At 69.3% G+C, this 25,227-nt stretch carries 18 protein-coding genes; 4 read left to right on the top strand and 14 right to left on the bottom strand.

Going from position 1 to position 25,227, the window contains the following annotated elements:
• Window positions 1–21: 21 nt before the first annotated feature.
• The 9 genes from J1792_RS23185 to ngcE form a co-directional block, all read right to left on the bottom strand.
• Window positions 22–1,545, bottom strand: a complete 1,524-nt coding sequence (locus tag J1792_RS23185; RefSeq protein ID WP_179198945.1) for an amino acid permease — start codon at window positions 1,543–1,545, stop codon at window positions 22–24.
• A 207-nt stretch (window positions 1,546–1,752) separates the two neighbouring features.
• Window positions 1,753–3,690 carry a 1-deoxy-D-xylulose-5-phosphate synthase gene (gene dxs / locus J1792_RS23180; protein WP_086571384.1) on the bottom strand — a complete coding sequence of 646 codons (1,938 nt, stop codon included), beginning with the start codon at window positions 3,688–3,690 and terminating at the stop codon, window positions 1,753–1,755.
• 245 nt (window positions 3,691–3,935) lie between these two features.
• Window positions 3,936–5,234 carry a sugar ABC transporter permease gene (locus J1792_RS23175; protein ID WP_086571361.1) on the bottom strand — a complete coding sequence of 433 codons (1,299 nt, stop codon included), beginning with the start codon at window positions 5,232–5,234 and terminating at the stop codon, window positions 3,936–3,938.
• Complete coding sequence (locus J1792_RS23170; RefSeq protein WP_086571386.1) at window positions 5,231–6,022, bottom strand: ATP-binding cassette domain-containing protein; 792 nt, start codon at window positions 6,020–6,022, stop codon at window positions 5,231–5,233. Before J1792_RS23170 ends, J1792_RS23175 begins: the two co-directional genes overlap by 4 nt.
• Before the next feature lie 119 nt (window positions 6,023–6,141).
• Complete coding sequence (locus J1792_RS23165) at window positions 6,142–7,248, bottom strand: substrate-binding domain-containing protein (RefSeq protein WP_086571363.1); 1,107 nt, start codon at window positions 7,246–7,248, stop codon at window positions 6,142–6,144.
• 159 nt (window positions 7,249–7,407) lie between these two features.
• On the bottom strand, window positions 7,408–8,610 hold the full coding sequence (locus J1792_RS23160; protein ID WP_307843064.1) for an ROK family transcriptional regulator: 1,203 nt from the start codon (window positions 8,608–8,610) through the stop codon (window positions 7,408–7,410).
• Window positions 8,611–8,830: 220 nt separating this feature from the next.
• Window positions 8,831–9,760 carry a carbohydrate ABC transporter permease gene (locus J1792_RS23155; RefSeq protein ID WP_086571377.1) on the bottom strand — a complete coding sequence of 310 codons (930 nt, stop codon included), beginning with the start codon at window positions 9,758–9,760 and terminating at the stop codon, window positions 8,831–8,833.
• Complete coding sequence (locus J1792_RS23150; protein ID WP_207248090.1) at window positions 9,760–10,677, bottom strand: carbohydrate ABC transporter permease; 918 nt, start codon at window positions 10,675–10,677, stop codon at window positions 9,760–9,762. The genes J1792_RS23155 and J1792_RS23150 overlap by 1 nt, the downstream gene beginning before the upstream one ends.
• Window positions 10,678–10,689: 12 nt before the next feature.
• Window positions 10,690–12,144: an N-acetylglucosamine/diacetylchitobiose ABC transporter substrate-binding protein gene (gene ngcE, locus J1792_RS23145; protein WP_207248089.1), complete on the bottom strand. Its 1,455-nt coding sequence runs from the start codon at window positions 12,142–12,144 to the stop codon at window positions 10,690–10,692.
• Between the two features lie 546 nt (window positions 12,145–12,690).
• Here ngcE and J1792_RS23140 point away from each other — a divergent pair.
• Window positions 12,691–16,578, top strand: coding sequence for a GH92 family glycosyl hydrolase (locus J1792_RS23140; protein ID WP_207248088.1), 3,888 nt, complete (start codon window positions 12,691–12,693; stop codon window positions 16,576–16,578).
• A gap of 119 nt (window positions 16,579–16,697) precedes the next feature.
• Complete coding sequence (locus J1792_RS23135; protein WP_207248087.1) at window positions 16,698–17,666, top strand: FG-GAP repeat domain-containing protein; 969 nt, start codon at window positions 16,698–16,700, stop codon at window positions 17,664–17,666.
• Window positions 17,667–17,717: 51 nt separating this feature from the next.
• On the opposite strand, the gene J1792_RS23130 is transcribed toward J1792_RS23135, so the two are convergent.
• Window positions 17,718–18,875 carry a serine hydrolase domain-containing protein gene (locus tag J1792_RS23130; protein ID WP_207248086.1) on the bottom strand — a complete coding sequence of 386 codons (1,158 nt, stop codon included), beginning with the start codon at window positions 18,873–18,875 and terminating at the stop codon, window positions 17,718–17,720.
• 80 nt (window positions 18,876–18,955) lie between these two features.
• Between J1792_RS23130 and J1792_RS23125 the strand changes: the two genes are divergently transcribed.
• Complete coding sequence (locus J1792_RS23125; RefSeq protein ID WP_086573913.1) at window positions 18,956–19,801, top strand: helix-turn-helix domain-containing protein; 846 nt, start codon at window positions 18,956–18,958, stop codon at window positions 19,799–19,801.
• On the top strand, window positions 19,785–20,003 hold the full coding sequence (locus J1792_RS23120; RefSeq protein WP_207248085.1) for a DUF397 domain-containing protein: 219 nt from the start codon (window positions 19,785–19,787) through the stop codon (window positions 20,001–20,003). Before J1792_RS23125 ends, J1792_RS23120 begins: the two co-directional genes overlap by 17 nt.
• On the opposite strand, the gene J1792_RS23115 is transcribed toward J1792_RS23120, so the two are convergent.
• From J1792_RS23115 to acnA, 4 genes are all read right to left on the bottom strand, one after another.
• Complete coding sequence (locus tag J1792_RS23115; protein ID WP_207248084.1) at window positions 19,975–21,240, bottom strand: hypothetical protein; 1,266 nt, start codon at window positions 21,238–21,240, stop codon at window positions 19,975–19,977. The genes J1792_RS23120 and J1792_RS23115 overlap by 29 nt on opposite strands.
• A 97-nt stretch (window positions 21,241–21,337) precedes the next feature.
• A complete protein-coding gene (locus J1792_RS23110; RefSeq protein WP_086573910.1) occupies window positions 21,338–21,670 on the bottom strand; it encodes a hypothetical protein in 333 nt (110 codons plus the stop codon).
• A gap of 39 nt (window positions 21,671–21,709) precedes the next feature.
• Entirely contained in the window at window positions 21,710–21,982 is a 273-nt protein-coding gene (locus J1792_RS23105) for a hypothetical protein (RefSeq protein ID WP_086573908.1), read from the bottom strand.
• Between the two features lie 291 nt (window positions 21,983–22,273).
• Window positions 22,274–24,988 carry an aconitate hydratase AcnA gene (gene acnA, locus J1792_RS23100; protein WP_086573906.1) on the bottom strand — a complete coding sequence of 905 codons (2,715 nt, stop codon included), beginning with the start codon at window positions 24,986–24,988 and terminating at the stop codon, window positions 22,274–22,276.
• Window positions 24,989–25,227 lie beyond the last annotated feature (239 nt).

Raw genomic sequence — 25,227 nt, 5'->3', positions numbered from 1 at the left:
GGGGAAGCCGCGAGGAGCGGGTCAGACGGTGGGCCGCCGGTCGGCGGCCTGGCTGACCCGGCTCTTGCGGCGTCCGTAGACGAAGTACACGACGACGCCGATGACCATCCACACGGCGAACCGCACCCAGGTCTCGGTGGGCAGGTTCAGCATCAGCCACAGCGAGGCCAGGACGGACAGCGCGGGGACGTAGGGCACGAACGGGGTGCGGAAGGCGCGGGGCAGCTCGGGCCGGGCGCGGCGCAGGAGGACCACGCCGATCGCGACGACGATGAAGGCGAAGAGCGTGCCGATGTTGACCAGTTCGGCCAGCACGTCGATCGAGGTGAAGCCGGCGACCACGGCGACGATGACGCCGAGGAGGATCGTCGAGCGGTAGGGCGTGCCGTAGCGGGGGTGGACGATGGAGAAGAAGCGGGGCAGCAGGCCGTCGCGGCTCATGGCGAAGAAGACCCGGCTCTGTCCCAGCAGCAGGATCATGCAGACGGAGGTGAGGCCGACGGCCGCGCCGAAGCTGATGAGGCCCGCCCAGAAGGGGTGGCCCGCGGCCTTGAAGGCGTCGGCGAGCGGTGCCTTCACGGAGAGCCGGTCGTACTTCTCCATGCCGGTGACGACGATGGACACGGCCACGTAGAGCACGGTGCAGATGAGCAGCGAGCCGAGGATGCCGCGCGGGAGGTCGCGCTGGGGGTTGCGGGTCTCCTCGGCGGCGGTGGCGACGATGTCGAAGCCGATGAAGGCGAAGAAGACGACGGCGGCCGCCGAGAAGATGCCCATGACGCCGAAGTTGGACGGGGTGAACCCGAACATCGTCTGGATCAGCGGGGCGGCGAGCCCGCCGCTGGACGCGGCCTCCTGGGTGGGCGGGATGAACGGGTGGTAGTTGCTGCCCGTGATGAAGAAGGAGCCGACGATGATGACGATGAGGACGACGGTGACCTTGATCCCGACCACGACCGCCGTCACCCGCGAGGACAGCTTCATTCCGGCGACCAGAATGGCCGTCAGCACCAGGACCAGGAGGCAGGCGAGGAGGTCGAAGCCGAAGGTGCCGTCGTGCGCCCCGGTGAGCGGCCCGGGCAGGTACCAGCCGGCGTTGGCCATCAGCGACTGGATGTAGCCGGACCAGCCGACGGCCACCACGGCGCAGCCCAGCGCCAGTTCCAGGATGAGGTCCCAGCCGATGATCCAGGCGGGGAGTTCGCCGAGCGAGGCGTACGAGAAGGTGTACGCGGAGCCGGCCACCGGCACGGTGGAGGCGAATTCGGCGTAGCACAGGGCGGCGAGCCCGCAGACGATGCCGGCGAGGACGAAGGCGAGCGCCACCGAGGGGCCGGCGTTCTCCCTGGCCACCTTTCCGGTGAGGACGAAGATGCCGGTGCCGATGACGACACCGACTCCGAACACGGTCAGATCCAGGGCGGAGAGGTCCTTCCGGAGCGCGTGCTCCGGCTCCTCGGTGTCCTGGATGGACTGCTCCACGGTCTTGGTCCGGAACATGCCGCTCCTGCCGCGGCCGCTCCGGTCGGAATGCGCTGTGCTCATCGGCTCACCTCCACCTGCTCGGCGTCACTCGTCCTCCTCTGAACTGAGCGAGTGTCCGCGATGTTCGGGGCCGTTCCCGGGCGGCCACAGCCACCCCGTCCAGGATTCACCCGATGGAGGTCCGGCGCACCAGTGCGGAAGGGCCGACCGGACCACCCTCGGAAGGTGGTGCGGCCGGCCCTTCGGCTACGGCGATATGAGTGAGCGTCAGTCCCGGACGGCGCCGGCGGTCTCGGCCGGGTCCTCGGGGGTGTCCTCGTAGCGGCCGTCGAGCTTGGCGACGAGGCCGGTGACCTGACGGGCGATGTCGGGGGCCGTCAGCCCGATCTCCGCCATGATCTCCTTGCGGGAGGCGTGGTCGAGGAAGCGCGGCGGGATGCCGAAGTCGCGCAGCGGCAGGTCGACGCCGGCGTCGCGCAGCGCCTGGGAGACGGCCGAACCGACGCCGCCGACACGGCCGTTGTCCTCGACGGTGACGACGACGCGGTGCTTCTCGGCGAGGCCGGGCAGGGCCTCGTCGACGGGCTTGACCCAGCGCGGGTCGACGACGGTCGAGGAGATGCCCTGCTTGTCGAGCAGGTCGGCGATCTCCAGGCACATCGGGGCGAGGGCGCCGACGGAGACGATGAGCACGTCGGGCCGGGCCGTGCCCTCGGCGGGCTCGCGCAGGACGTCCATGCCGCCGACGCGGCCGACGGCCTCGACGGCCGGGCCCACGGTGCCCTTGGAATAGCGCACGACGGTGGGCGCGTCCTTGACCTGAACGGCCTCACGCAGCTGGGCGCGGACCTGGTCGGCGTCGCGCGGGGCGGCGATCCGCAGGCCGGGGACGACCTGGAGGATCGACATGTCCCACATGCCGTTGTGGGAGGCGCCGTCGTCGCCGGTGACGCCGGCCCGGTCCAGCACGAACGTCACGCCGCACTTGTGCAGGGCGACGTCCATCAGGACCTGGTCGAAGGCGCGGTTGAGGAAGGTGGCGTAGACGGCGAAGACCGGGTGCAGGCCGCCGGTGGCCAGGCCCGCCGCGGAGGTGGCGGCGTGCTGCTCGGCGATGCCGACGTCGTAGACGCGCTCGGGGAAGGCCTTGGCGAACTTGCCCAGGCCCACGGGCTGCATCATCGCGGCGGTGATGGCCACGATGTCCTCGCGCTCCTGCCCGAGCTTGACCATCTCGTCGGCGAAGACGGAGGTCCAGCTGGCGCCGCCGGAGGCGACGGGCAGGCCGGTGTCGGGGTGGATGGCGCCGATGCCGTGGAAGCGGTCGGCCTCGTTCTGCTCGGCGTGCTTGTAGCCGCGGCCCTTCTGGGTGAGGCAGTGCACGAGGACGGGGCCGCCGAAGCGCTTGGCGCGCTGCAGGGCGGACTCCAGGGCCTCGATGTCGTGGCCGTCGATCGGGCCGACGTACTTCAGGCCCAGGTCCTCGAACATGCCCTGCGGGGCGATGAAGTCCTTCAGGCCCTTCTTGGCGCCGTGCAGCGTCTCGTAGAGGGGCTTGCCGAGGACCGGGGTGCGCTCGAGGAGGTCCTTGCCGCGGGCCAGGAAGCGCTCGTAGCCGTCGGTGGTGCGCAGGGTCGCCAGGTGGTTGGCGAGGCCGCCGATGGTGGGCTCGTAGGAGCGCTCGTTGTCGTTGACGACGATCACGAGCGGGCGGTCCTTGGCGGCGGCGATGTTGTTCAGCGCCTCCCAGGCCATGCCGCCGGTGAGCGCGCCGTCGCCGATGACGGCCACGACGTGGTCGGACCTGTCCAGCACCTGGTTGGCCTTGGCGAGGCCGTCGGCCCAGCCCAGGACCGTGGAGGCGTGGCTGTTCTCGATGACGTCGTGCTCGGACTCCTCGCGCGAGGGGTAGCCCGACAGGCCGCCCTTGGCGCGCAGCTGGGAGAAGTCCTGGCGGCCGGTGAGCAGCTTGTGGACGTAGGCCTGGTGGCCGGTGTCGAAGAGGACCTTGTCCTTGGGCGAGTCGAAGACGCGGTGCAGGGCGATGGTCAGCTCGACGACGCCGAGGTTGGGGCCGAGGTGGCCGCCCGTCTTGGAGACGGCGTCGACGAGGAAGGTGCGGATCTCCGCGGCGAGCCGGTCGAGCTGCTCCGGGCTCAGCCGGTCCAGATCGCGCGGTCCCCTGATGCGGGTCAGCAGGGCCACCCGTGCCTCCTTCATCGAGCTGTCGTCGCCGTTGTCGAGCTCTAGACGCCGCATGCGGGCCTTCTAGATCCGTCGAGTCTAATGTTCCGCCCGGAGTGGCGGTGAACGGGTGATGCGACCAATGTCACGCGATCGGCGCAGCCACCCCGTAAATCGCCGCAAAGGGGCATGGGTGGGCGCCGGCCCCCACTGGCCGGCGCCCACCCGTTCGCGGGGGACGGTCCGTGACGACCGTCCGGCCGCCCCTACGCCCGCCCGGCCGTCTTCTGCGTCCGGCGGGAGACGGAGTCGATCACGACGGCGGCCAGCAGCACCGCGCCGGTGATCATGTACTGGACGGCCGAGGCGATGCCCAGCAGGGCCATGCCGGAGGCGATGGACTGGATCACCAGCACGCCCAGCAGCGCGGACCAGGTCTTGCCGCGGCCGCCGAAGAGGCTGGTGCCGCCGATGACGGCCGCCGCGATGGCGTTCATCAGCAGGCTGCCGGCGCCGGAGGACTGGTTGGCGGCGTTGATCTGGGAGGCCAGGAACATGCCGCCGAGGGCCGCCATGGTGCCGGAGAGCGCGAAGACGGAGATCCGGACCGCCGCGACGTTGATGCCGGCCCGGCTGGCCGCCTCGACGCTGCCGCCCAGGGCGAAGACCTTGCGCCCGTAGGAGGTGCGGCGCAGCACGAAGTCCAGCGCGACCACCACCCCGAGGAAGATCACCACGGCCATCGGCAGGCCCTTGTACTCGTTGAACAGCCACGCCACCACGTAGGCGGGCACCGCCAGGGCGGCGGTCCGCAGGACGATCTCGCTGACCGGACGGCTGGGCACGCCGGCCGCCTCGCGCCGCTTGGCGTCGCGCAGGGACACCAGCAGGAACGCCACGACGCTCAGCGTGGCCAGCCCGTAGGCGGCGGCGACGTCGCTGAAGTAGTGGTTGGTCAGCCCCGCGACCAGGCCGGAGTCGTCGAGGTTGATCGTGCCGTTGGAGCCCAGGACCTGCAGCATCAGGCCGTTCCAGCCCAGCAGGCCGGCCAGGGTGACCACGAAGGCGGGCACGCCGATACGGGCGAAGAAGAAGCCGTGCAGCGCGCCGACGACGGTGCCGGAGAGGATCGCGACGACCAGGGCGAGCCACTCGGGCATGCCGTGGTTGACGTTGAGGACGGCGAAGGTGGCCGCGGCCAGGCCGCTGACCGAGCCCACGGACAGGTCGATCTCGCCGAGGATCAGCACGAAGACGATGCCGACCGCGATCAGGCCGGTGCCGGCGGCGGTGACGAAGAGGTTGGAGAGGTTCTCGGCGCCGAGGAAGGCGGAGTCCCGCAGCTGGAAGACCAGGCCGATGATGATCAGGCCGACCACCACGGGCAGCGAGCCCAGCTCGCCGCTGCGCAGCTTGCGGCGGAACTCGCTCCAGTAGCCGGCGAAGCCCTCCTGGCGGACCAGCAGGCGCGGGTCGACGGCCGTGACGGCCGCCGCGGCGGCCTGCGGGGTGTCCTCGGGCTCCTGCGGGGTGTCCTGGGGGTCCTTGGACAGGTCGGTGGTCACTTGGTGCCCTCCGCAGTGGTGCGGGCCTTGCGGCGGGTGACGGCGTTGTCCGTCGCGCCGGTGATGGCGGAGATGATCTCTTCCTGCGAGGTCGTCGCGACGTCGAACGTGCCGTTGTTGCGGCCCAGGCGCAGCACGGCGACCCGGTCGGCGACGGCCTTGACGTCGGCCATGTTGTGGCTGATCAGGATCACGCCGAGGCCTCGCTCGCGCAGCCGCTCGACGAGGTCGAGGACCTGGGCGGTCTGCTCGACGCCGAGCGCGGCGGTGGGCTCGTCGAGGATGACGATCTTGGGCTCGCCGAGCAGCGAACGGGCGATGGCGACGGTCTGCCGCTGCCCGCCGGAGAGCGAGGCGATGGGGATCCGGACACTGGGGATCCGGATGGAGAGGGTGGAGAGCAGCTCGCGCGAGCGGCGTTCCATCTCGACCTCGTCGAGCACCCCGGCGCGGACGATCTCGCGCCCGAGGAAGAGGTTGCCGACCACGTCGATGTTGTCGCACAGGGCGAGGTCCTGGTAGACGGTCGCGATGCCCAGTTCCTGGGCGGCGTGCGGCCGGTCCACGGTGACGGGGCGGCCGTCCCACTCGATGACGCCGTCGTCGGCGGGACCGACTCCGGCGATGGTCTTGACCAGGGTGGACTTTCCGGCACCGTTGTCGCCGACCAGGGCGACCACCTCACCGGCGTGAATCTCCAGCTCTACGTCCGTGAGCGCCTGGACGGCGCCGAACCGCTTGGAGATCCCGCGCAACGCCAGCACGGGCGTAGCGGACACGTGCATCATCTCCTTCGCCGGCTTCACCGGCGGACTGCTCCGCCGGAAACCGGCGGGGGGGTGCTCCGCCCGGCGCCGGGGGAGGGCGCCGGACGGAGTCTCGAGAGGGGGCGGGGCTGCTTCGGGGGCTACTTCAGCCCGGCCTTGTCGCACTGCTCCTTGTACTTGTCGGTGCAGATCTCGTCGAGGCCGAAGAAGCCCTCCTTGCCGACGTACTTCCCGATGTCGGCCTTGGTCAGCGCGAAGGGGGTGACGATGACGGCGGGGATCTTCTTCTGGGTGCCGCTGTCGACGGTCGACTTGGCGACACTCTCGGCGCCCTTGCCCTTGGCCAGGGCGACGGCGAGCTCGGCCGCCGCGTCCGCCTCGGGCTTGTAGGGCTTGTAGACGCTCATGAACTGCTCGTCGGCGAGGATGCGCTGCACGGCGGAGAGCTCGGCGTCCTGGCCGGTGACCGGCGGGAGCTTGTCGAAGCCGGCGCTCTTCATGGCGGTGATGATGCCGCCGGCCATGCCGTCGTTGGCGGAGTAGACGCCGACGATGTTCTCCTTGCCCAGCGAGGAGATGGCGCCCTTCATGTTCTCGTTGGCGTTCTCCGGCTTCCACTCCTTGGTGTCGTACTCCTTGCCGACCTTGACCTTGCCGTCGAGTACGGAGTGGGCGCCGTCCTTGTACATCTTGGCGTTCGGGTCGGTGATCGCCCCGTTCATCATCACGATCTCGCCCTTGGAGGCGTTGTCGCCGAGCTCCTTGAGCAGCGACTCACCCTGGATCTTGCCGACCCGCTCGTTGTCGACGGAGGTGTAGGCCTTGATGGGGCCCTCGGCGAGGCGGTCGTAGGCGACGACCGGAATGCCCTTGTCGGCGGCCTTCTTCACCGAGGAGGCGATCGACTTCGCGTCCACCGCGTCGACGATCAGCGCGTCGACCTTCTTGGTGATCATCGTGTCGACCTGCTGCTGCTGGACCGAGGCGTCCTGCTTGGCGTTCTCGTAGAGGACGACGGTGTCCGCGCCCGCCAATTCCTTGATCTTTTTCTCGATCAGCGGCTTGTCGAACCGCTCGTAACGCGCGGTCTGGTTCTCCGGGAGCAGGAGGCCGATGGTCAGCGGGCCGTCCTTGTCCTTCTTCTTTTCCCCGCCCGCCGCTTCCTTGGCGCTGCCACAAGCGGCCAGTCCGGCGGCCATCGAAACGGCGGCAACGGCCACCGCGGCCCGACGCAGATGAGAATTCATGTGCAGATACCTCCCTGACGAGGCCGCGTCGTTGCGGCCGAGGTGGCTGGAAGTCAACTCGGCCGCCAAGTGACCGTCAAGAAGTAAATCCTTAACGAGATGGCAACGATGCCATTCGTTATCTGTTTGAACTCAAGAACGACGCAATACGGGCATGCCTCAGCGGCCGAACGCGGGAACGTGCCCGGCCCCGGCGTCGTCCAGCAGGGTCGAGTCGCCCATCTCGCTGAGGACGAGCGCCAGCGCGCCCAGCACCTCCGACCGGCCGCCCAGCGCGCCCGGTACGACCTCCAACTGCCGCGCCGCACTGGGAATCGCGTAGCGCGAGACGGACTCGCGGATGGTCGCGAGCACGAGATCGCCCGCCTCGGCGAGGTCTCCGCCGAGCACGACCCGGCTGGGATTGAGCAGATTGCACAGATTCGCCACGCCGCTGCCGATATACCGGCCTACGTCCGCGATCACCCGCCGGCAGCCGGGGTCGCCGTCGTGCGCGAGCTGCACCATCCTGGCCATGGTCAGGTCGGCTCCATGAGCCGAATGCAGCAACGGCAGGACATACCGGGCAGCCGTGAACGTCTCCAGGCAGCCGCGGTTGCCGCAACGGCACACCGGACCCGACTCGTCCAGAGTGATGTGCCCGATTTCGCCCGCAGTGCCGCCCGGCCCCCGGTAGATCTGCCCGTTGATCACCAGTCCGGCGCCCACACCGCTGGCGACCTTGATGTACGCCAGATCGGCGGCACCCCGGCCGGCACCCCAGACCAGCTCGCCCAGCGCGCCCAGGTTGGCGTCGTTGTCCACGTGCACCGGCACGCCCAGGCGGGCGGCGAGGTCGTCACGCGGGTTGGTGCCCGCCCACCCCGGCAGGATCGCGGTCGAGCCCAGCACCCCGGACTCCACGTCGATGGGCCCGGGCACACCGAGCCCCACCCCGACGATCTTGTCCGGGCTGATGCCCGCCGCCGCGATCAGGCTCTTGACCAGGTGCTCCGCCCGGGCCAGGCCCTGCGCGGCGGAGGCGTCCACATCCAGCGGCTCGGCCTCCTCGGCCAGCACCCGGTGGGCGAGATTGCCGATCGCCACCCGCAGGTGGGTATGCCCGAAATCCACACCCACGACGATCCCGGCGTCACCGGAGAGCGAAACGCTACGGGCCCGCCGCCCACCGGAGGACGTGGGCGTCACCTCCACCGTCCCGCCGTCCTTCAGCTCCCGGACGATGTTGGAGACCGTGGCCGCCGACAGGCCGGTGGCCCGAGCGATCTCCGCCTGCGTGAGCGACCCCGCCATGCGCACCGCGCGCACGACCCGCTCCAGGTTGGCCCGGTGCAGCGACGACTGCGACCCCGGAGTCTCCACGCCCATCCACTCCTGCCTCACCGGGACGGCACGACGACCGCCCCATGGGCCGGACTGCGACTCTGAAGCCCGGCCATCCATACAACATCTGAACTCTAAGCTCAGCCGCGAGGAGGAGAGCCCGTCAAGGCCTTGAAGCAGATTGAGGCCTCATCGTAGGGCTGGGGCATGGCGGCCCGGGCCGGCCCCACCGCCGCACCGGCCGGAAACGGCCGGCTCCCTACTTCAGCGCCCCCGCCGTCAGTCCCGCCTGGACCTGGCGCTGGAAGACGATGTAGGCGCCGAGGACCGGCAGCATGGCCATGACCAGGCCGGCGAAGAGCCCGGACCAGTCGCCCTTGTAGCCCTGGCTGACCGCGAGCGCCACCAGGCCCTGGGGCAGCAGCTTCTTGTCGTCGTCGCCGACGTTCAGCACCGTGGGCAGCAGGTACTGGTTCCACTGCCCCAGGAAGTTGAAGATCCCCACGCTGATCAGGCCGGGCCGGGCCATGGGGAGCATCACCTGGAAGAACGTACGGGTGTGCGACGCCCCGTCGATCAGTGCCGCCTCCGCGACCGAGGTGGGCAGGGTCCGGAAGAAGCCGCTGAGGAAGAAGATGGTGAACGGCAGCGAATAGGCGATGTAGACGAGGATGAGCCCGGGATAGGTGTTGAGCAGCTGCATGTTCTCCATCACGAAGAACAGCGGGACGAGCGCCAGGATGATGGGGAAGCTCATTCCGGCGACGAAGAGGAAATAGACGAAGCGGTTGCCGGGGAATTCGAAGCGGGCCAGCACATAGGCCGCCATCGAACCCAGCAGCATGGTGCCGACCAGCGAACCGGCCACGACGATGACCGAGTTGAGGAAGTACTGGCTCATGTGGGCCTGGGACCAGGCCCGGCCCCAGGCGTCGACGTGGAGGCCGCTCGGGGGCGACCACGGCGAGGTGAAGATCTCCTTGTCGGTCTTGAAGGCGCTCATCACCGCCCACAGCAGGGGCAGCGTGACCATCAGGGCCCACAGCAGGAGGACGCCGTGCGAGAAGACGTTGAGCAGTCCGCCCTCGCTGCCGACGCGGCCCCCTGGGCCCCGCGCCCGCCGTCCGCGCTGCGCCGGAATTCCGGTGGCCGCGGCATCGGCCGCATCGGTGGTCGTACGTACGCGCATCAGTACTCCAGTCGCTCGCGCCGGCCGAGCTTCATGACGATGCCCGCGAAAAGCAGCGTGACGATGAGCAGCGCGACCCCGAGCGTGGTCGCGTATCCGGCCTGGCCGTCGCGGAACGCCTTGGTGTAGAGGTAGAAGGAGAGCACTTCGGTGGAGTAGTCCGGTCCGCCGGGCCCGATGGTCATGATCTGGACCACGGCGAACGAGTCGAGCGCCATGATGCCCATGTAGACCCAGCCCGTCTGCACGGTGTCCCACAGCAGGGGCAGGGTGATCCGGAAGAAGGTCTGCAGGCGGTTGGCGCCGTCCAGCAGCGCGGCCTCGTAGAAGTCCCGGGGAATGGAGCTCATTCCGGCCGAGAAGAGCACGACGTAGAAGCCGACGTTGCTCCAGACCATCACCGCCATCACGCACCACAGGGCCAGGTCCGGGTCGCCCAGCCATTCGGGGCGTACGGAGTCCAGGCCGACGGCGCTCAGAAAGGAGTTCAGGGCGCCGCTGTTGGGGTTGTAGGCGAACTGGAACAGCAGGGCGACGATCGCGATCGAGAGCACCTGCGGGAAGAAGTAGACGACTTTGTAGATGCCGGAGCCGCGGACTCCGGCGACCGCCGCGTTCTTCCTGCGGCGGCCGCCGACGTTGAGCATGAAGGCGAAGAAGAGTCCGAGCCCGATGGTCACCAGCGGCAGCACCAGCAGCAACAGGACGTTGTGCCCGACGGACGTCCAGAACACGTCGTCGTTCCAGAGCCGCCGGTAGTTGTCGGTCCCGGTCACGCGGAAGTCCGGGCTCAGTCCGGTCCAGTCCGTGAAGGAGTAGTAGATGGCCTGGACGAACGGCGAGATGACGAAGATGCCGTAGATCGCCAGCGGGAGGGCCAGAAACCCCGCGATGAAACGGTACTTACCGTGCTGCATGGCCGCCACCGCTCACTTGTGCTTGTACTTCTTGACCGAGTCGTCCTTGGCGGTCTCGTCGGCGAAGCGCTGGATCTTCGTGATGGCCTCGTCGGGGGTGAGGCGGCCCGCCATCATCTCGCCGATCGCGGCGACGCCGATCTTCTCCTTCTGCAGGGCGACGTACCAGTCCTGCAGCCGCGGGTTGACCACGTTCTTCCCGGCCGCCTCGAGCACCTGCTGCGAGGAGGCCAGCCCCGACGGGAGGGTGAGGCCCTCGGTGCCGCCGTTGAGGGAGGTGAGCGAGGAGACGGACTTGATGAAGTTCCGGGAGGACTTCTTGCCCAGCATGACGCGGAGCAGTTCCATGCCGCCCTGCGGATTGCGGGCGTTCTTCGGCACGATGAACGGTTCGCCGCCGGAGGCCCAGATGGTGCCGAACGGCATCTTGTCGCTGTTCTTGTCGAGGCTGGACGGGGCACCCACCGCCATCCGGAAATCCTGCGGCGTGGTCTTCTTCGCCTCGTTCTCCACCCAGGAGCCGTTGGGGAGGAACAACGCCTTGCCCTGGTTCCAGGCGGTCTGCGAGTCGATGTGGGTCAGGCCCGGGGAGCCCTGGAGGATGTAGCCCTTCTTGTAGAGCTCGTAGTACGCCTCGAAGGCGGCCTTGACGGCCGGGTCCTTCCACGCGTTGGGCTCGAGGTTGTCGATTCTCCTCAGCACCTCCACGCCGCCGATCTTGGCGATGAAGGGGTAGAGGCTGAACGGCACGTAGTACGGGTACTTTCCGGCGTACGTCCAGCCGGCGATGCCCTTCTTCTTCGCGGCCTCGCAGACCTTGAGCATCTCGTCCCAGGTCTCGGGGTACTGCGCGTCGAGCTTCTGGAGATTGGTCTTCGAATACCAGACGCCGTAGACGGTGTAGGCGTAGTAGAGGATCCAGGTCTCCTTGCCCTCGAACTGCCCCATCTCCACCACGCCGGGGCGCAGGGTGTCGCGCACCTTCTTGGCGGGGTCGTCGTAGGAGGGCGCGTCCAGCAGGGCGGTGAGGTCGGTGAGCTGGTTCTTGCCGACCAGGGTGCCCATGTCCATTTGTTTGGCACCGGAGTTGTCGATGAGGTCCGGTGGGGTGCCGCCGTTGAAGCGGGGCTGGAGCTGGGTCTGGATCTCCTGGGTGGCGGAGTGCTTGACCTGGGCGTCGGGGAAGGCCTTGCGGTATTCGGCCTCCGCGTCCTTGGCGTACTGCTGGCCGAATCCGCCGTCGAAGATGACGACGTCCAGGGCCGCCTTCTCGTTGACGGCGAGGGGGTTCTTCTCGCTCTTCTTCCCCTTGTCCACCTGCTTGCCGCCGTCGCCGTCCCCGCCGCTCGCGCAGGCGCTGAGCGCGCTCATGGCCGGCACCGAGATCAGGCCGATCGCCGCCGCTCGCTTGATCAGGTCGCGTCGGCCGTATTCCGGGCGCCGGCCGTGTTCCGGGGTGGATCCCATGCTCAAGTCCTCGCCTTCTCCAGGACTCAGGCGGTGTGACACCTCTCCCCTTGGGCGTTCGCCGTCGACGAAGGGCCCGACACCGCGCGTCGGTTGAAGCTGGATGTGCGTGAAACCGGATGGTGCGGGATGTGCGAGATGTGCGTAGAACCGGATGGTGCGAGACGTACGTGAACCGGATGTGCGGGGTCTACGTGAACCGGATGGTGCGGGGCGTACGCGAACCGGAAGCGCGGAGTGTTGCGCGGTCCGCGCGGCGGGCCGGAAAAACCCGTCCCGGACGCCGACAGGTATAGTCCACTTCGATCAACTGGGCAAGATCGCAAGCGGCTTCGACCGCGCATCTTTCCCGAGTTGAGACCTCGTGGCGCACCGCCCGCGGCCTCCCGGCGCACACCCGGCGGCCCCCCGGCACACCGCCACCGGCACCCGGCGCCCGCCCGGCGACACCAGCGCCGAGACCCTTGACACCACTGGTGTCTCACGCCCTACTTAACACTGCGCGGCTTGTATGACAACGTTGTCGGCCTGGTGGAGAGGCAAGGGATGCGACACAGACTCGGGTACCTCCGATGGCGTACGCTCGCCCGCCCCACCGCTCTGTTCGCAGCCACCGTAGTGATGACGACCGCTCAGGTCACGCAAGGCGCCATGGGCGTGGCGGCCTCACCCGAAGGGCCCAAAGGGGCCGCGACCGAGCGCTTCGCCTCCTCCTTCGAGAGTGGTGAGCCGCAGCCCGACTGGCGCAACACCGTCGAGACCGACCACGACGGACGGCGGCTTTCCGCCGGCATCGACGGCGACGACTCCAGCGGCATCCCCGGCAATGTGACGGACAAGGTCACCACCGTCCGCGCCAGCGGCGAGCACGCCGAGGCGGGCGAGGTGAAGGAGAACCTGATCGACGGCGAGAGCGCCACCAAGTGGCTGGACTTCGAGCGGTCCGCCTGGCTGGAGTTCGAGCTGTCCGAGCCGGTCAAGGCCGTGCGGTACGCGCTGACCTCGGCCAACGACGCGCCCGGCCGTGACCCCAGGGACTGGACGCTCAAGGGTTCCGACGACGGCAAGAACTGGAAGGTGCTGGACACCCGCCATGACGAGAGCTTCGAAAGCCGCCTGCAGACACGGGAGTTCGCCTTCGACGGCGCCGTCCCCTACCGGCAGTTCCGGCTGGAGATAACGCGCAACAGCGGCGAGCCCATCCTCCAGCTCGCCGAGGTGCAGCTGGCCACCGCCGGCGGCGGCACCCCGCCACCCGCCGACATGCGCAGCCACATCGACCGCGGCCCCACCGGCTCCCCCACGGCCAAGGCCCGCGCGGGCTTCACCGGCACCCACGCCCTGCGCTACGGCGGCATGCACCAGGCGACCGGCCGCGGCTACTCGTACAACAAGGTGTTCGCGGTGAACACCAAGATCGCCCGGAACACCCTGCTGGCGTACAAGGTCTTCCCCGCCCTGCCCGAGGCCGACGCCCGCTACCCCGCCACGCACGTCTCCCTCGACCTGGCGTTCACCGACGGTACGTACCTCAGCCGGCTCGGCGCCGTCGACCAGCACGGGGCCGAGCTGACGCCGCAGGGGCAGGCCGCCTCCAAGACGCTCTACGTCAACCAGTGGAACAACAAGGAGGCGGACATCGGGGCCGTGGCCGCCGGCAAGACCGTCGAGCGGATCCTGATCGCCTACGACTCCCCCGTGGGCCCGGCGAAGTTCCGGGGCTGGGTGGACGACATCTCCATCGGCCCGGCCCCGGCGGAGCGGCCCCCGGCCCACCCGGCGGACCGGGCCCTCACCACGCGCGGCACCAACTCCAGCTCCAACTTCTCCCGGGGCAACACCTTCCCCGCCACCGCCGTCCCGCACGGCTTCAACTTCTGGACGCCGGTCACCAACGCCGGCTCGACCGACTGGCTCTACCAGTACGCGGCCACCAACAACGCGGCCAACCTCCCCTCCGTCCAGGCCTTCGCCGCCAGTCACCAGCCCAGCCCCTGGATGGGCGACCGGCAGACCTTCCAGGTCATGCCCTCGGCCGCCGCCGGCACCCCCGACGCCTCGCGCGCCGCCCGCGCCCTGCCCTTCCGGCACCAGCGCGAGAGCGCGCGGCCCCACTACTACGGCGTCACCTTCGAGAACGGCCTCAAGGCCGAGATCGCCCCGACCGACCACGCGGCGATGATGCGCTTCACCTTCCCCGGCGACGACGCGGCCGTCGTCCTCGACAACGTCAAGAACCAGGGCGGGCTGACCCTCGACGCCGACCGCCGCTCGTTCACCGCCTACTCCGACGTCAGGAGCGGGCTGTCCACGGGCGCGGGCCGGCTGTTCGTCTACGGCGTCTTCGACCGGCCGGTCACCGCGAGCGGCAGGCTCAAGGGCGACGGCCCCGGCAGCGGCGAGGGCGTCACCGGCTACCTGCGCTTCGACGCCGGCCGGGACCGCACGGTCACGCTGCGCCTGGCGACCTCCCTCATCGGCACCGAGCAGGCCCGTGCCAACCTCGAGCAGGAGATCCCGGCGGGCGCCTCCTTCGCCCGGGTCCACGACCGCGCCCGCGCCGCGTGGGACGCCGTGCTGGGCCGCGTCGAGGTCGAGGGCGCCACCCGCGACCAGCTCACGACGCTCTACTCCAGCCTCTACCGCCTGTACCTCTATCCCAATTCCGGCTTCGAGAACACCGGCTCCGCCGCCCGCCCGCGCCCCCGCTACGCCAGCCCCTTCTCCCCGCCCGCCGGCCAGAACACCCCCACCGCCACCGGGGCGAAGGTCGTCGACGGCGAGGTGTACGTCAACAACGGCTTCTGGGACACCTACCGCACCACCTGGCCCGCCTACACCCTGCTCACCCCCAAGAGCGCCGGACGGCTCGTCGACGGCTTCGTCCGGCAGTACAAGGACGGCGGCTGGATCTCCCGCTGGTCCTCCCCCGGCTACGCCGATCTGATGACCGGCACCAGCTCGGACGTCGCCTTCGCCGACGCCTACGTCAAGGGCGTCTCCTTCGACGCGGAGGCGGCGTACGAGGCCGCGCTGAAGAACGCGACCGTGGCGCCCGGGAGCCCCGGCACCGGCCGCAAGGGCATGGACACCTCGGTCTTCCTCGGCTACACCAGCACCGCCACCCGCGAGGGCCTGTCCTGGGCGCTGGAGGGCTACCTCAACGACTTCGGGCTGGCGAGGATGGGCCGGGCGCTGTACGAGCGGACGCACAAGACGCGCTACCTGGACGAGTCCGAGTACTTCCTGGGCCGCGCCCGCAACTACGTCCGGCTCTTCGACACCCGGACCGGCTTCTTCCAGGGCCGGGACGCGAGCGGCGCCTGGCGGCTGCAGCCCGGCGCCTACGACCCGCGCGTGTGGGGCCACGACTACACCGAGACCAACGGCTGGAACTTCGCCTTCACCGCCCCCCAGGACACCCGGGGCCTGGCCGCGCTGTACGGCGGCCGCACAGGCCTGGCCAAGAAGCTCGACGGCTACTTCACCACCCCCGAGACCGGCGAGGCGAAGTTCGCCGGCTCCTACGGCGGCGTCATCCACGAGATGACCGAGGCCCGGGACGTGCGCATGGGCATGTACGGGCACAGCAACCAGGTCTCGCACCACATCGCGTACCTCTACGACGCCGTGGGCCAGCCCTGGAAGACCCAGGAGAAGGTCCGCGAGGTCCTCTCCCGCCTCTACCTCGGCAGCGAGATCGGCCAGGGCTACCCGGGCGACGAGGACAACGGCGAGATGTCCGCCTGGTACCTCTTCAGCGCGCTGGGCTTCTACCCGCTGGTGATGGGGCAGGGCGAGTACGCGATCGGCTCCCCGCTCTTCACCAAGGCCACCCTGCACCTCGAGGGCGGCCGCGACCTCGTCGTGAAGGCGCCGCGCAACAGCGCCCGCAACATCTACGTCCAGGACGTGCGCCTCAACGGCCGGCCCTGGACCTCCACCGCCCTCCCGCACGCCCTGCTGGCCCAGGGCGGCACGCTGGAGTTCGCCATGGGGCCCCGGCCATCGTCGTGGGGCTCGGGAGAGGACGCCGGCCCCACCTCCATCACCCGTGACGACAAGGTGCCGGTGCCGCCGGCGGACCTGACCGTGCCGGGCGCCACGGCCCTGACCGACGACAGCTCCCGCACGGAGACGACCTTCACGACGACCCGCTTCGAGGTCGCCCCCGGCGCCCGGGTCGACTCCTACACGCTCACCTCCGCCGACCGGGCCAAGGCCCCGCACGGCTGGGTGCTGGCGGGCTCGGCGGACGGGCGGAGCTGGCAGGAGGTCGACCGCCGCGCGGACGAGGCCTTCGCCTGGGACCGGCAGACCCGCGTCTTCCGGCTCCGCTCCCCCGGCGAGTACCGCCACTACCGGCTGGAGCCGCTGGGCGGCGGGGAGGCCGTCCTGGCGGAGGTGGAACTGCTCGGGAGCAAGGGGATCTGAGGGGTACCCAAACCGGTTGACTCGTAAAGGCCGTGTGAAAGGATCGCGCTGATCACGTGGTGCGCCCGGCTTTATCCGGGCGTACCACGACATTTCCTTTCGAACTGATGGAGCAATACATGGCTCGATCTTCCGGCCGTTCGCGTGGGCGCGCCCTGTCGCGTCTCGTCACCGCGGCGATAGCCGCAACCCTGGCCGGCACCACCGCCGGGACCGCCATGGCGGCCACCCCGGCGGGCTCCACCGCTGCCCGTGACGCCGCCCGCGGCCTGTCCAAGGTCTCCGCCGCGCCGGCGACCCAGCAGAGCACCGCCAAGGGCCTGGCGGCCCCCCGCGCGGTGGCGGCCCCCTCGGCCAAGGCCCCGGTCATGCCGCTCGGCGCGGTCAACGACGCCGGCGAGCTGTACTTCTACGGCCCCGACGGCAAGGGCGGCCTGACCTCCCGCGAGCTCGTCGACACCGGCTGGGACTCCATCCGCGCGGCCACCCACGTCGACCACGACGGCAACGGCGTCGCCGACGGCACGTACGTCCTGAGCAAGGCCGAGGAGGTCTGGTACTCCGACGGCGGCAACGGAAAGCGTGTCGCCGACGACTGGGGCCAGTACGACGCGTTCTTCTCCCCCGGCGACCTGGGCGGCTCGAAGCAGTCGGACATCCTCGTCCGCGACCGCTCCGGCGTGCTCTTCCTCTACGTGGCCAACGCCGACGGCTCGCTGTCCGGCCGCAAGAAGGTCGGCCCGGGCTGGGGCCAGTTCACCGAGATCACCGGCCGCGGCGACCTGACGGGCGACGGCAAGACCGACATCGTCGCCCGCGACAAGGACGGCGTGCTGTGGCTCTACAAGGGCACCGGCGACTCCACCAAGCCGTTCGAGGCCCGCACGAAGATCGGCCCCGGCTGGAACCAGTTCAACGAGCTGGTCGCCACCGGTGACGTCGACCTCGACGGCCGCTCCGACCTGATCGCCCGCAACGGCGACGGCTCGCTGTGGCTCTACAAGGGCACGGGCAACGCCTCGTCCCCCTTCAAGTCCCGCGAGAAGGTCGGCAACTCCGGCTGGAACCAGTACCGCTGGATGTTCTGAGCCTGACGCGAGGGCCGCACCCCCTGATGAGGGGGTGCGGCCCTTTCGCATCTACTTCGCCGGTTTCGGGCAGGTGGCGCCGACGGCCGCCACCACCATCTCCTGGACCGCCTTGCTCACGGCAGGCGGGCCGTCGACCTCGGACACCGACAGCGTCCAGCTGAAGCTCAGCTGCCGCCGGCCGTCCGGGGAGCTGAACGACATCGTGCGGTACCCGAACCCGTTGCCGGTGTTCCCCCACAGGTACTCGCCGGGCCGCGCCGGACACAGGTCGCCTCCCGGCGCCACACCCAACGCGTAGGGCGCCACCGTGAACTCCCGCATCTCGGCCCACCGGGCGGATGAGAGCAGCGTGCCGTCGGACAACGCTTTGAAGAACCGGTTGAGGTCGGCGTTGGTCGACACCACCCCCGCCGCCGCTCCCCACACCGTCGGTGTGTAGACCGTGACGTCCCGCGCGGGCCGGCCCTCGACGAGGTGATAGCCGTTGACATGCGGGCCGGCGAGATACGGATTCACGGCCGGGTACGACGTGTCCTTCATGCCCGCCGGGCGGAACACCCGCCGCTCCAGCTCCGTCGCGAGAGAACGACCGGTCTTCTTCTCGATCAGCTGCCCGATGACGAGGTAATTGGTGTTGGAGTAATGGAATTCCGTGCCGGGCTTGGACACCAGCGGCTTTCCCGTCGCCATCTTGATGAGATCGCGCGGCGGGAAATAGCGGAAGCGGTTCCGCTCCATCTCCTCGAGCTCTTTGTCGCCCGTCTCCGCATACAGCTGGTCGAAGTAATTCGGCACACCGCTGGTGTGGTTGAGCAGCTGTCGTACGGTGATCGGTTCCTTGTACGGCAGCAGCCCCGGCAGGTGCTGCGACACCGGATCGTCGAGCTTCAGCCGCCCCTCGTCGACGAGTTGCATGACGACGGCCGCGACCATCGACTTGGTCACGCTGGCCACGCGGTACCGGTCACCGGGCCGCGCGGGACGCTTGGTCCGCGTGTCCCGCACCCCGCTGGCCCCCGACCACGTCTTTCCCCCGACCCGCACCTCCGCGAGTGCGGCGGGCGCGCCGGCGGCGGTCAGCTTGTCGAGGGCGGACTGCAGGGCCTTGCCGTCGAGTTCGGAGTCGGCCGTCGCGGTACCGGGCTGGACGGCCAGGCCGATGGCGAGCGCGGCCGTCGCCACGATGGAGCGAAGTCTCAATCTCACGTATTCCCCCAGGAGTTCGACTGTTCGTCGATCCTATGGAATGCGAGGAATTGACCTGTCGCCGGGGCTACGCTGGCCCGGTGACCCAGCCCAGGAACACGGACCCGTACGCCGACGCTCGAGCGTTCTACGGATCGGAACTGCGCCGTCTGAGAGAGGATGCTGGCCTTTCTCAGGACCAGCTCGGTCAGCGCGCGTTCTGCTCCGGGACGTACATCGGACAGTTCGAGACAGCGGCACGGCGGCCCCAGTTGGAAATCTCGAAGCTGCTCGACGAAGTGCTGGGAAGTGGCGAGCACCTCCAGCGCCTGTGCCGGCTCGCGCGTAACTCGAAGGTCGCCGACTACTTCGCCGACGCGGCGGAGCTCGAGCGACAGGCGAAGAGCATCAGCGAGTCTTCAGTCATGTTCGTGCCAGGAGTGCTGCAGACAGAGGCATACGCACGCGCTGTGACCCGTGCAGCGCAACGCTTCGCCCCGGACCAGGTGGTGGAGCAACTTGTCGATGCCCGGCTGGAGCGCGCCCACCTACTCGATGGCCCAACTGCCCCGGTTTTCTGGGCCATCGTTCACGAGGCAGCGCTTCGCGTACCCGTGAGCAGCCCCACCGTGATCAGCGAACAGCTCGCTTACCTGGTCCAAGCAGTACAGGCCCGGCCGAATGTGGTGCTGCAGATTCTGCCCTTCGCAGCTGGCGCCCATCCGTTCATGAGCACAAGCCTTGCAGTGATGCACTTCAACGACGCGCCACCGGTCGTCTACACCGAAAGCGCGTACAACGGGCAGCTCATCGAAGACCCAGCCCTGGTCGCGCAGTGCCAATCGGCCTACGATCTGGCCAGGGCTGCCGCACTGTCGCCGGAGGCGTCCCTGGCCCTGATCGATTCGGCGGCAAAGGAATGGGCGACCCATGAGCACCGCACATGACTTAAGCATGGCGAACTGGCGCACGTCCTCCTACACCAACGGAGACGGCGGGATGTGCGTCGAAATCGCCGACAACCTTCCCGGCATCATCCCCGTCCGCGACACCAAGACGGCTCCCGGGGGCCCCGCCCTCACCTTCCCCACCGCCAGCTGGGCGGCCTTCATCCGTACCGTCAAGCGGAACGACGGCATCGGCGGATAAGGGCCCGTACCGGCTGGGCCAGCACCAGCACCACCCCGGCGACGGGGAGGACCAGCAGCACGATCTGCAGGAACGCCGCGGTCACCCCGACCGCCACGTTGCCGGAGGCGCCCGCGTCGGCCACCAGCAGGGTGATCCTTGCCCAGTCGGCCCGTAGCAGCTGCGGCATGTTGACGAGGACCATGCCCAGCTGCAACGTCAGCGCGGGGATCAGGAAGAGCACCCACGCCGCCACCACCACCTGCGGCCATCGCTTGAGGGCGCGCAGCCGCTCGTCCGCCGGGCGCCGCAGCACGACCCGTTTCACGATCGGCCCGATGTACTTGAACAGGTCGGGGATGCCGACGAGGTCGGCGACGATGTAGTAGCCGTCGAAGCGGAGCGTGGGAAGCAGCTGCTGAATCATCTCGAGGTGGACGGAGACGATGGCCACCAGCAGCGGCGGGAAGCCGGTCGCGGCGTACGCCAGGCCCAGGGCGAGCGCGCAGAGGGCGTTGAAGTAGACGCCGCCGAGGTCGGCGCGGATGCGGCCGGCGCGGCCCAGCCGGTAGGAGTTGGTGATGTCGGTGTAGAAGGCGGGCCACACGAGGTAGATGCCGCATCCCATCTCGCCGGGCCGTACGCCTCCGTAGCGGCAGGCGGCACCATGGCCCATCTCGTGGAACGCGCAGGAGGCGATGGCCAGGAGGACGACGAGGAGGACGCCGGTCGGGGACGTGAGGACGGTCCGCAGGGCGGCGCCGGTGTCCTGGGTCGCCCAGAGCCAGATCTCGCAGGCCAGGAACGCGCCGAGACCGAAGGCGACCAGCAGTGGGCGGAACAGCCAGGCGAAGAGGCCGGAGAGGAACCAGGTGACGTGCTCCGGGAGTACGGCCAGCCGGAAGCGGAAGGCGAGGAAGGGGTCGCTCTTCGCGGTGGGCGGTGGCGGTGAGCCGTCGCTGTGGGTGGTGATGCCGAGCGGGGCGAGCTTCTCGTCGATGAGGTAGGCGACGTGTTCGGGGGCGAAGTGCCGGCCGGTCTCCCGGCTCAGCTCGGCGGCCACCCGTGCCATGGCCGTCTCCCCGTCAGCCCGACGCGCGTGTCTGTCGTCCAGGCCGCGGACGACCTGGTAGAGCAGGGCGGGCAGCCGGACGATCTGCCCGTCGGGGCGGCAGACCAGGTGGGGCGGCTCGCAGTAGCCGGAGTCCTCGAACTCACCGACCAGTTCGATGCCGGCCACGAGCGTGGGCGGTGACATGGGCGCACTCCGTGGGGTTGCTGGCGGGACGGGCCGGGGAGGGACCGGGATGCCCCGGCCCCTCCCCGAACGCGTACGGCGAGCCGCTAGGCGGGAATCAGTGGCTGGAGACGGCCGTGGGGATGCACGTCATGCTGGTGGTGGGGTTGGTGGACGGCAGGCCCAGCGAGCCGAGGAGGCCCGGGGTGCCCTGCCGGTCGACGGCCTGACAGGCCGAGAGCATCGTCGTGCCGTGGTCGTGCGGGACGGGGGCGAACACGCCGCCGCCCGTGGCCGCCGCGGAGCTGGAGCTGCCGGCGCCGGCGCCCGCCCCGCTGGGGCCGGGATCCGCGAGGCCGAGCGGCGTCGCGATGACGCCCATGACGGTCCGCTCGGGCAGCACCTCACCGGCGATGTCGGCGAGTTCCTCGAAGCTGATGGCGTTGACCATGTGCGTTCCCCTTCTCGAATGGCGCTCGAATGACGAAGATCAGCGGCTGGAAATGGCCGCAGGAATGCAGGTGGTGCTGTAGCCGGGAGAGCTGGGAGCCAGTCCCAGCGCGACGAGAAGGCCGGGGCTGCCGGCGTCCTGCCGGTACTGGCAGGCGTAGGCCACCGTCGTTCCGTGATCCGTTCGCACCAGCGTCGGAAACACGGGCTGATCGGTGCCCGCGGGCAGCAACACGCTCGAGAGCGCGATCCGCGGGGGAAGTTCCTCGCCGGAGATCCCGGCAAGCTCCCCGAAGGTGACGGCGGATCCCATCGCTGACAAATCCCTCCCTCTGGGAGGAAGCAGTCGCTCCGTCCCGGCGGGGAGCCTAACCAGCGGGGTAACGCCCGACACTTCCCCAACCCCCCGATCACCCGGTCGTGTTGAGGGATGCCCCGGGAGGGTGGTGGGGTGAACGCGCGCCCGGGAGCGCCGTGTTCGTCAAAGCGCCGCGTTCCTCAAGGTGCCGCGTTCCTCAAGGTGCCGTGTTCGCAAGGGAAACGCACGAGGGCCGCACCCCGTACGAAACGGGGTGCGGCCCTCGCCGCTCTGCTACCGGAACCGCTAGCCGCGGATCAGGTTGCGCAGCACGTACTGCATGATGCCGCCGTTGCGGTAGTAGTCCGCCTCACCGGGGGTGTCGATGCGGACGACCGCGTCGAACTCGACACCGCTGTCGGTGGTGACCTTGACCGTGCGCGGCGTGGTGCCGTCGTTGAGCTCGGTCACGCCGGCGAAGGAGAAGGTCTCCTCGCCGGTCAGGCCCAGGGACTCCGCCGAGGCGCCCTCGGGGAACTGCAGCGGGAGGACGCCCATGCCGATGAGGTTCGAGCGGTGGATGCGCTCGTAGGACTCGGCGATGACGGCCTTGACGCCGAGGAGCGCGGTGCCCTTGGCGGCCCAGTCGCGGGACGAGCCGGAGCCGTACTCCTTGCCGGCCAGGACGACCAGCGGGATGCCCTGCTCGATGTAGTTGCGCGAGGCGTCGTAGATGAAGGAGACGGGGGCGTCGTCCTTCGTGAAGTCGCGGGTGAAGCCGCCCTCGGTGCCCGGCGCGATCTGGTTGCGCAGGCGGATGTTGGCGAACGTACCGCGGATCATGACCTCGTGGTTGCCTCGGCGCGAGCCGTAGGAGTTGAAGTCACGACGCTCGACACCGTGCTCGGTGAGGTACTTGCCGGCGGGGGTGTCGGCCTTGATGGCACCGGCCGGGGAGATGTGGTCGGTGGTGACCGAGTCGCCGAGCTTCGCCAGCACGCGGGCGCCGGTGATGTCGGTGACCGGGGTGGTCTCCATCGTCATGCCCTCGAAGTACGGGGGCTTCCGGACGTAGGTGGACTCGGCGTCCCACTCGAAGGTGTTGCCGGTCGGGATCGGCAGGGCCTGCCACTGGGCGTCGCCCGCGAAGACGTCGCTGTAGGACTTGTTGAACATGTCCTCGCCGATGGCGTTCGCCACGACGTCGTTGACCTCGGCCTCGGAGGGCCAGATGTCCTTGAGGAAGACCGGGTTGCCGTCGGTGTCGGTGCCCAGGGCGTCCTTGGTGATGTCCACCTTCATGGAGCCGGCGAGGGCGTACGCGACGACCAGCGGCGGCGACGCCAGGTAGTTCATCTTGACGTCGGGGTTGATGCGACCCTCGAAGTTACGGTTGCCCGAGAGCACCGAGGTGACGGCGAGGTCGTGGTCGTTGACGGCCTTGGAGACCTCCTCCGGCAGCGGGCCGGAGTTGCCGATGCAGGTGGTGCAGCCGTAGCCGACGAGGTTGAAGCCGACCTTGTCGAGGTAGGGGGTCAGGCCCGCCTTGTCGAAGTAGTCGGTGACGACCTTGGAGCCCGGGGCGAGGGTGGTCTTGACCCACGGCTTGCGGGTCAGGCCCTTCTCGACCGCCTTCTTGGCCACGAGCGCCGCGGCGACCATGACGTAGGGGTTCGAGGTGTTGGTGCAGGAGGTGATCGCGGCGACGGTGACGGCGCCGTGGTCGATCTCGTAGGTCGAGCCGTCGGGGGCGGTCACGGTGACCGGCTTGGACGGGGCGCCGGTGGAGATGGCCGGGGCGTCGGAGGCCGGGAAGGACTCCTTGCCCGCCTCGTCGACCTCGTCGACGTAGTTGCGGACGTCCTGCGCGAACTGCGCGGCGGCCTCGGCCAGGATGATGCGGTCCTGCGGGCGCTTCGGGCCGGCGATGGAGGGGACGACCGTGGACATGTCGAGCTCGAGCTTCTCGGAGAAGTCGGGCTCGGCGGCCGGGTCGAGCCAGAGGCCCTGCTCCTTGGCGTACGCCTCGACGAGCGCGACCTGCTGCTCGGAGCGGCCGGTGAGCTTGAGGTAGTTCAGGGTCTCGCCGTCGATCGGGAAGATCGCGGCGGTGGAGCCGAACTCCGGCGACATGTTGCCGATGGTGGCGCGGTTGGCCAGCGAGGTGGCGGCGACGCCCTCACCGTAGAACTCGACGAACTTGCCGACGACGCCGTGCTTGCGCAGCATCTCGGTGATCGTGAGGACGAGGTCGGTGGCGGTGGTGCCGGCCGGGAGCTCACCGGTCAGCTTGAAGCCGACGACGCGCGGGATGAGCATGGAGACCGGCTGGCCGAGCATCGCGGCCTCGGCCTCGATGCCGCCGACGCCCCAGCCCAGCACGCCGAGGCCGTTGACCATCGTGGTGTGCGAGTCGGTGCCGACCAGGGTGTCGGGGTAGGCCTGGCCGTTGCGGACCATGACCGTGCGGGCCAGGTGCTCGATGTTCACCTGGTGGACGATGCCGGTGCCCGGGGGGACGACCTTGAAGTCGTCGAAGGCGGTCTGGCCCCAGCGCAGGAACTGGTAGCGCTCCTTGTTGCGGCCGTACTCCAGCTCGACGTTCTGGCCGAAGGCGTCCTTCGTGCCGAACTTGTCGGCGATGACGGAGTGGTCGATGACCAGCTCGGCCGGGGAGAGCGGGTTGACCTTCGCCGGGTCGCCGCCGAGCTCCTTGACGGCCTCACGCATGGTGGCGAGGTCGACGACGCAGGGGACGCCGGTGAAGTCCTGCATGATCACGCGGGCCGGCGTGAACTGGATCTCCTGGCTGGGCTGGGCCTGCGAGTCCCAGTTGCCCAGCGCACGGATGTGGTCGGCGGTGATGTTCGCGCCGTCCTCCGTGCGGAGCAGGTTCTCCAGCAGCACCTTCAGGCTGTAGGGAAGGCGAGCGGAACCCTCGACCTTGTCCAGCTTGAAGATCTCGTACGACTCGTCGCCCACCTGCAGCGTGCTGCGGGCGTCGAAGCTGTTCGCCGACACGACAGTCTCCTTCATGCATGAATTCGCGTACTGCGGCAATCCTGCCGCCACCCCACCGCGCGCATCCGCTAAGGTGTGCCTAAGTTAGGTACGCCTTACTGGCGCGACGGCGGTACGCCTCTCGGCAGATATCTCGATGTCGAGATAACTCTAGTACATCGAGGCCGCACGGTCATGTCCGGATGGGCCGTCCGGTGTCGACAGACCGGGACATACGGCGCGTAACCCCACAGCCATGC

Source organism: Streptomyces triculaminicus (assembly GCF_017349075.1).
GTDB classification, from domain to species: domain Bacteria; phylum Actinomycetota; class Actinomycetes; order Streptomycetales; family Streptomycetaceae; genus Streptomyces; species Streptomyces triculaminicus.
Note: the sequence above shows the minus strand (reverse complement) of the source record. Positions and strands in the feature narration are given on the sequence as shown.

Coding starts and splice junctions, on each gene's coding strand:
- J1792_RS23185 (WP_179198945.1), bottom strand. CDS start 1,545: ATGAGCACAGCGCATTCCGACCGGAGCGGCCGCGGCAGGAGCGGCATG.
- J1792_RS23170 (WP_086571386.1), bottom strand. CDS start 6,022: ATGATGCACGTGTCCGCTACGCCCGTGCTGGCGTTGCGCGGGATCTCC.
- J1792_RS23165 (WP_086571363.1), bottom strand. CDS start 7,248: ATGAATTCTCATCTGCGTCGGGCCGCGGTGGCCGTTGCCGCCGTTTCG.
- J1792_RS23155 (WP_086571377.1), bottom strand. CDS start 9,760: ATGCGCGTACGTACGACCACCGATGCGGCCGATGCCGCGGCCACCGGA.
- J1792_RS23150 (WP_207248090.1), bottom strand. CDS start 10,677: ATGCAGCACGGTAAGTACCGTTTCATCGCGGGGTTTCTGGCCCTCCCG.
- ngcE (WP_207248089.1), bottom strand. CDS start 12,144: ATGGGATCCACCCCGGAACACGGCCGGCGCCCGGAATACGGCCGACGC.
- J1792_RS23140 (WP_207248088.1), top strand. CDS start 12,691: ATGCGACACAGACTCGGGTACCTCCGATGGCGTACGCTCGCCCGCCCC.
- J1792_RS23135 (WP_207248087.1), top strand. CDS start 16,698: ATGGCTCGATCTTCCGGCCGTTCGCGTGGGCGCGCCCTGTCGCGTCTC.
- J1792_RS23120 (WP_207248085.1), top strand. CDS start 19,785: ATGAGCACCGCACATGACTTAAGCATGGCGAACTGGCGCACGTCCTCC.
- J1792_RS23115 (WP_207248084.1), bottom strand. CDS start 21,240: ATGTCACCGCCCACGCTCGTGGCCGGCATCGAACTGGTCGGTGAGTTC.
- J1792_RS23110 (WP_086573910.1), bottom strand. CDS start 21,670: ATGGTCAACGCCATCAGCTTCGAGGAACTCGCCGACATCGCCGGTGAG.
- J1792_RS23105 (WP_086573908.1), bottom strand. CDS start 21,982: ATGGGATCCGCCGTCACCTTCGGGGAGCTTGCCGGGATCTCCGGCGAG.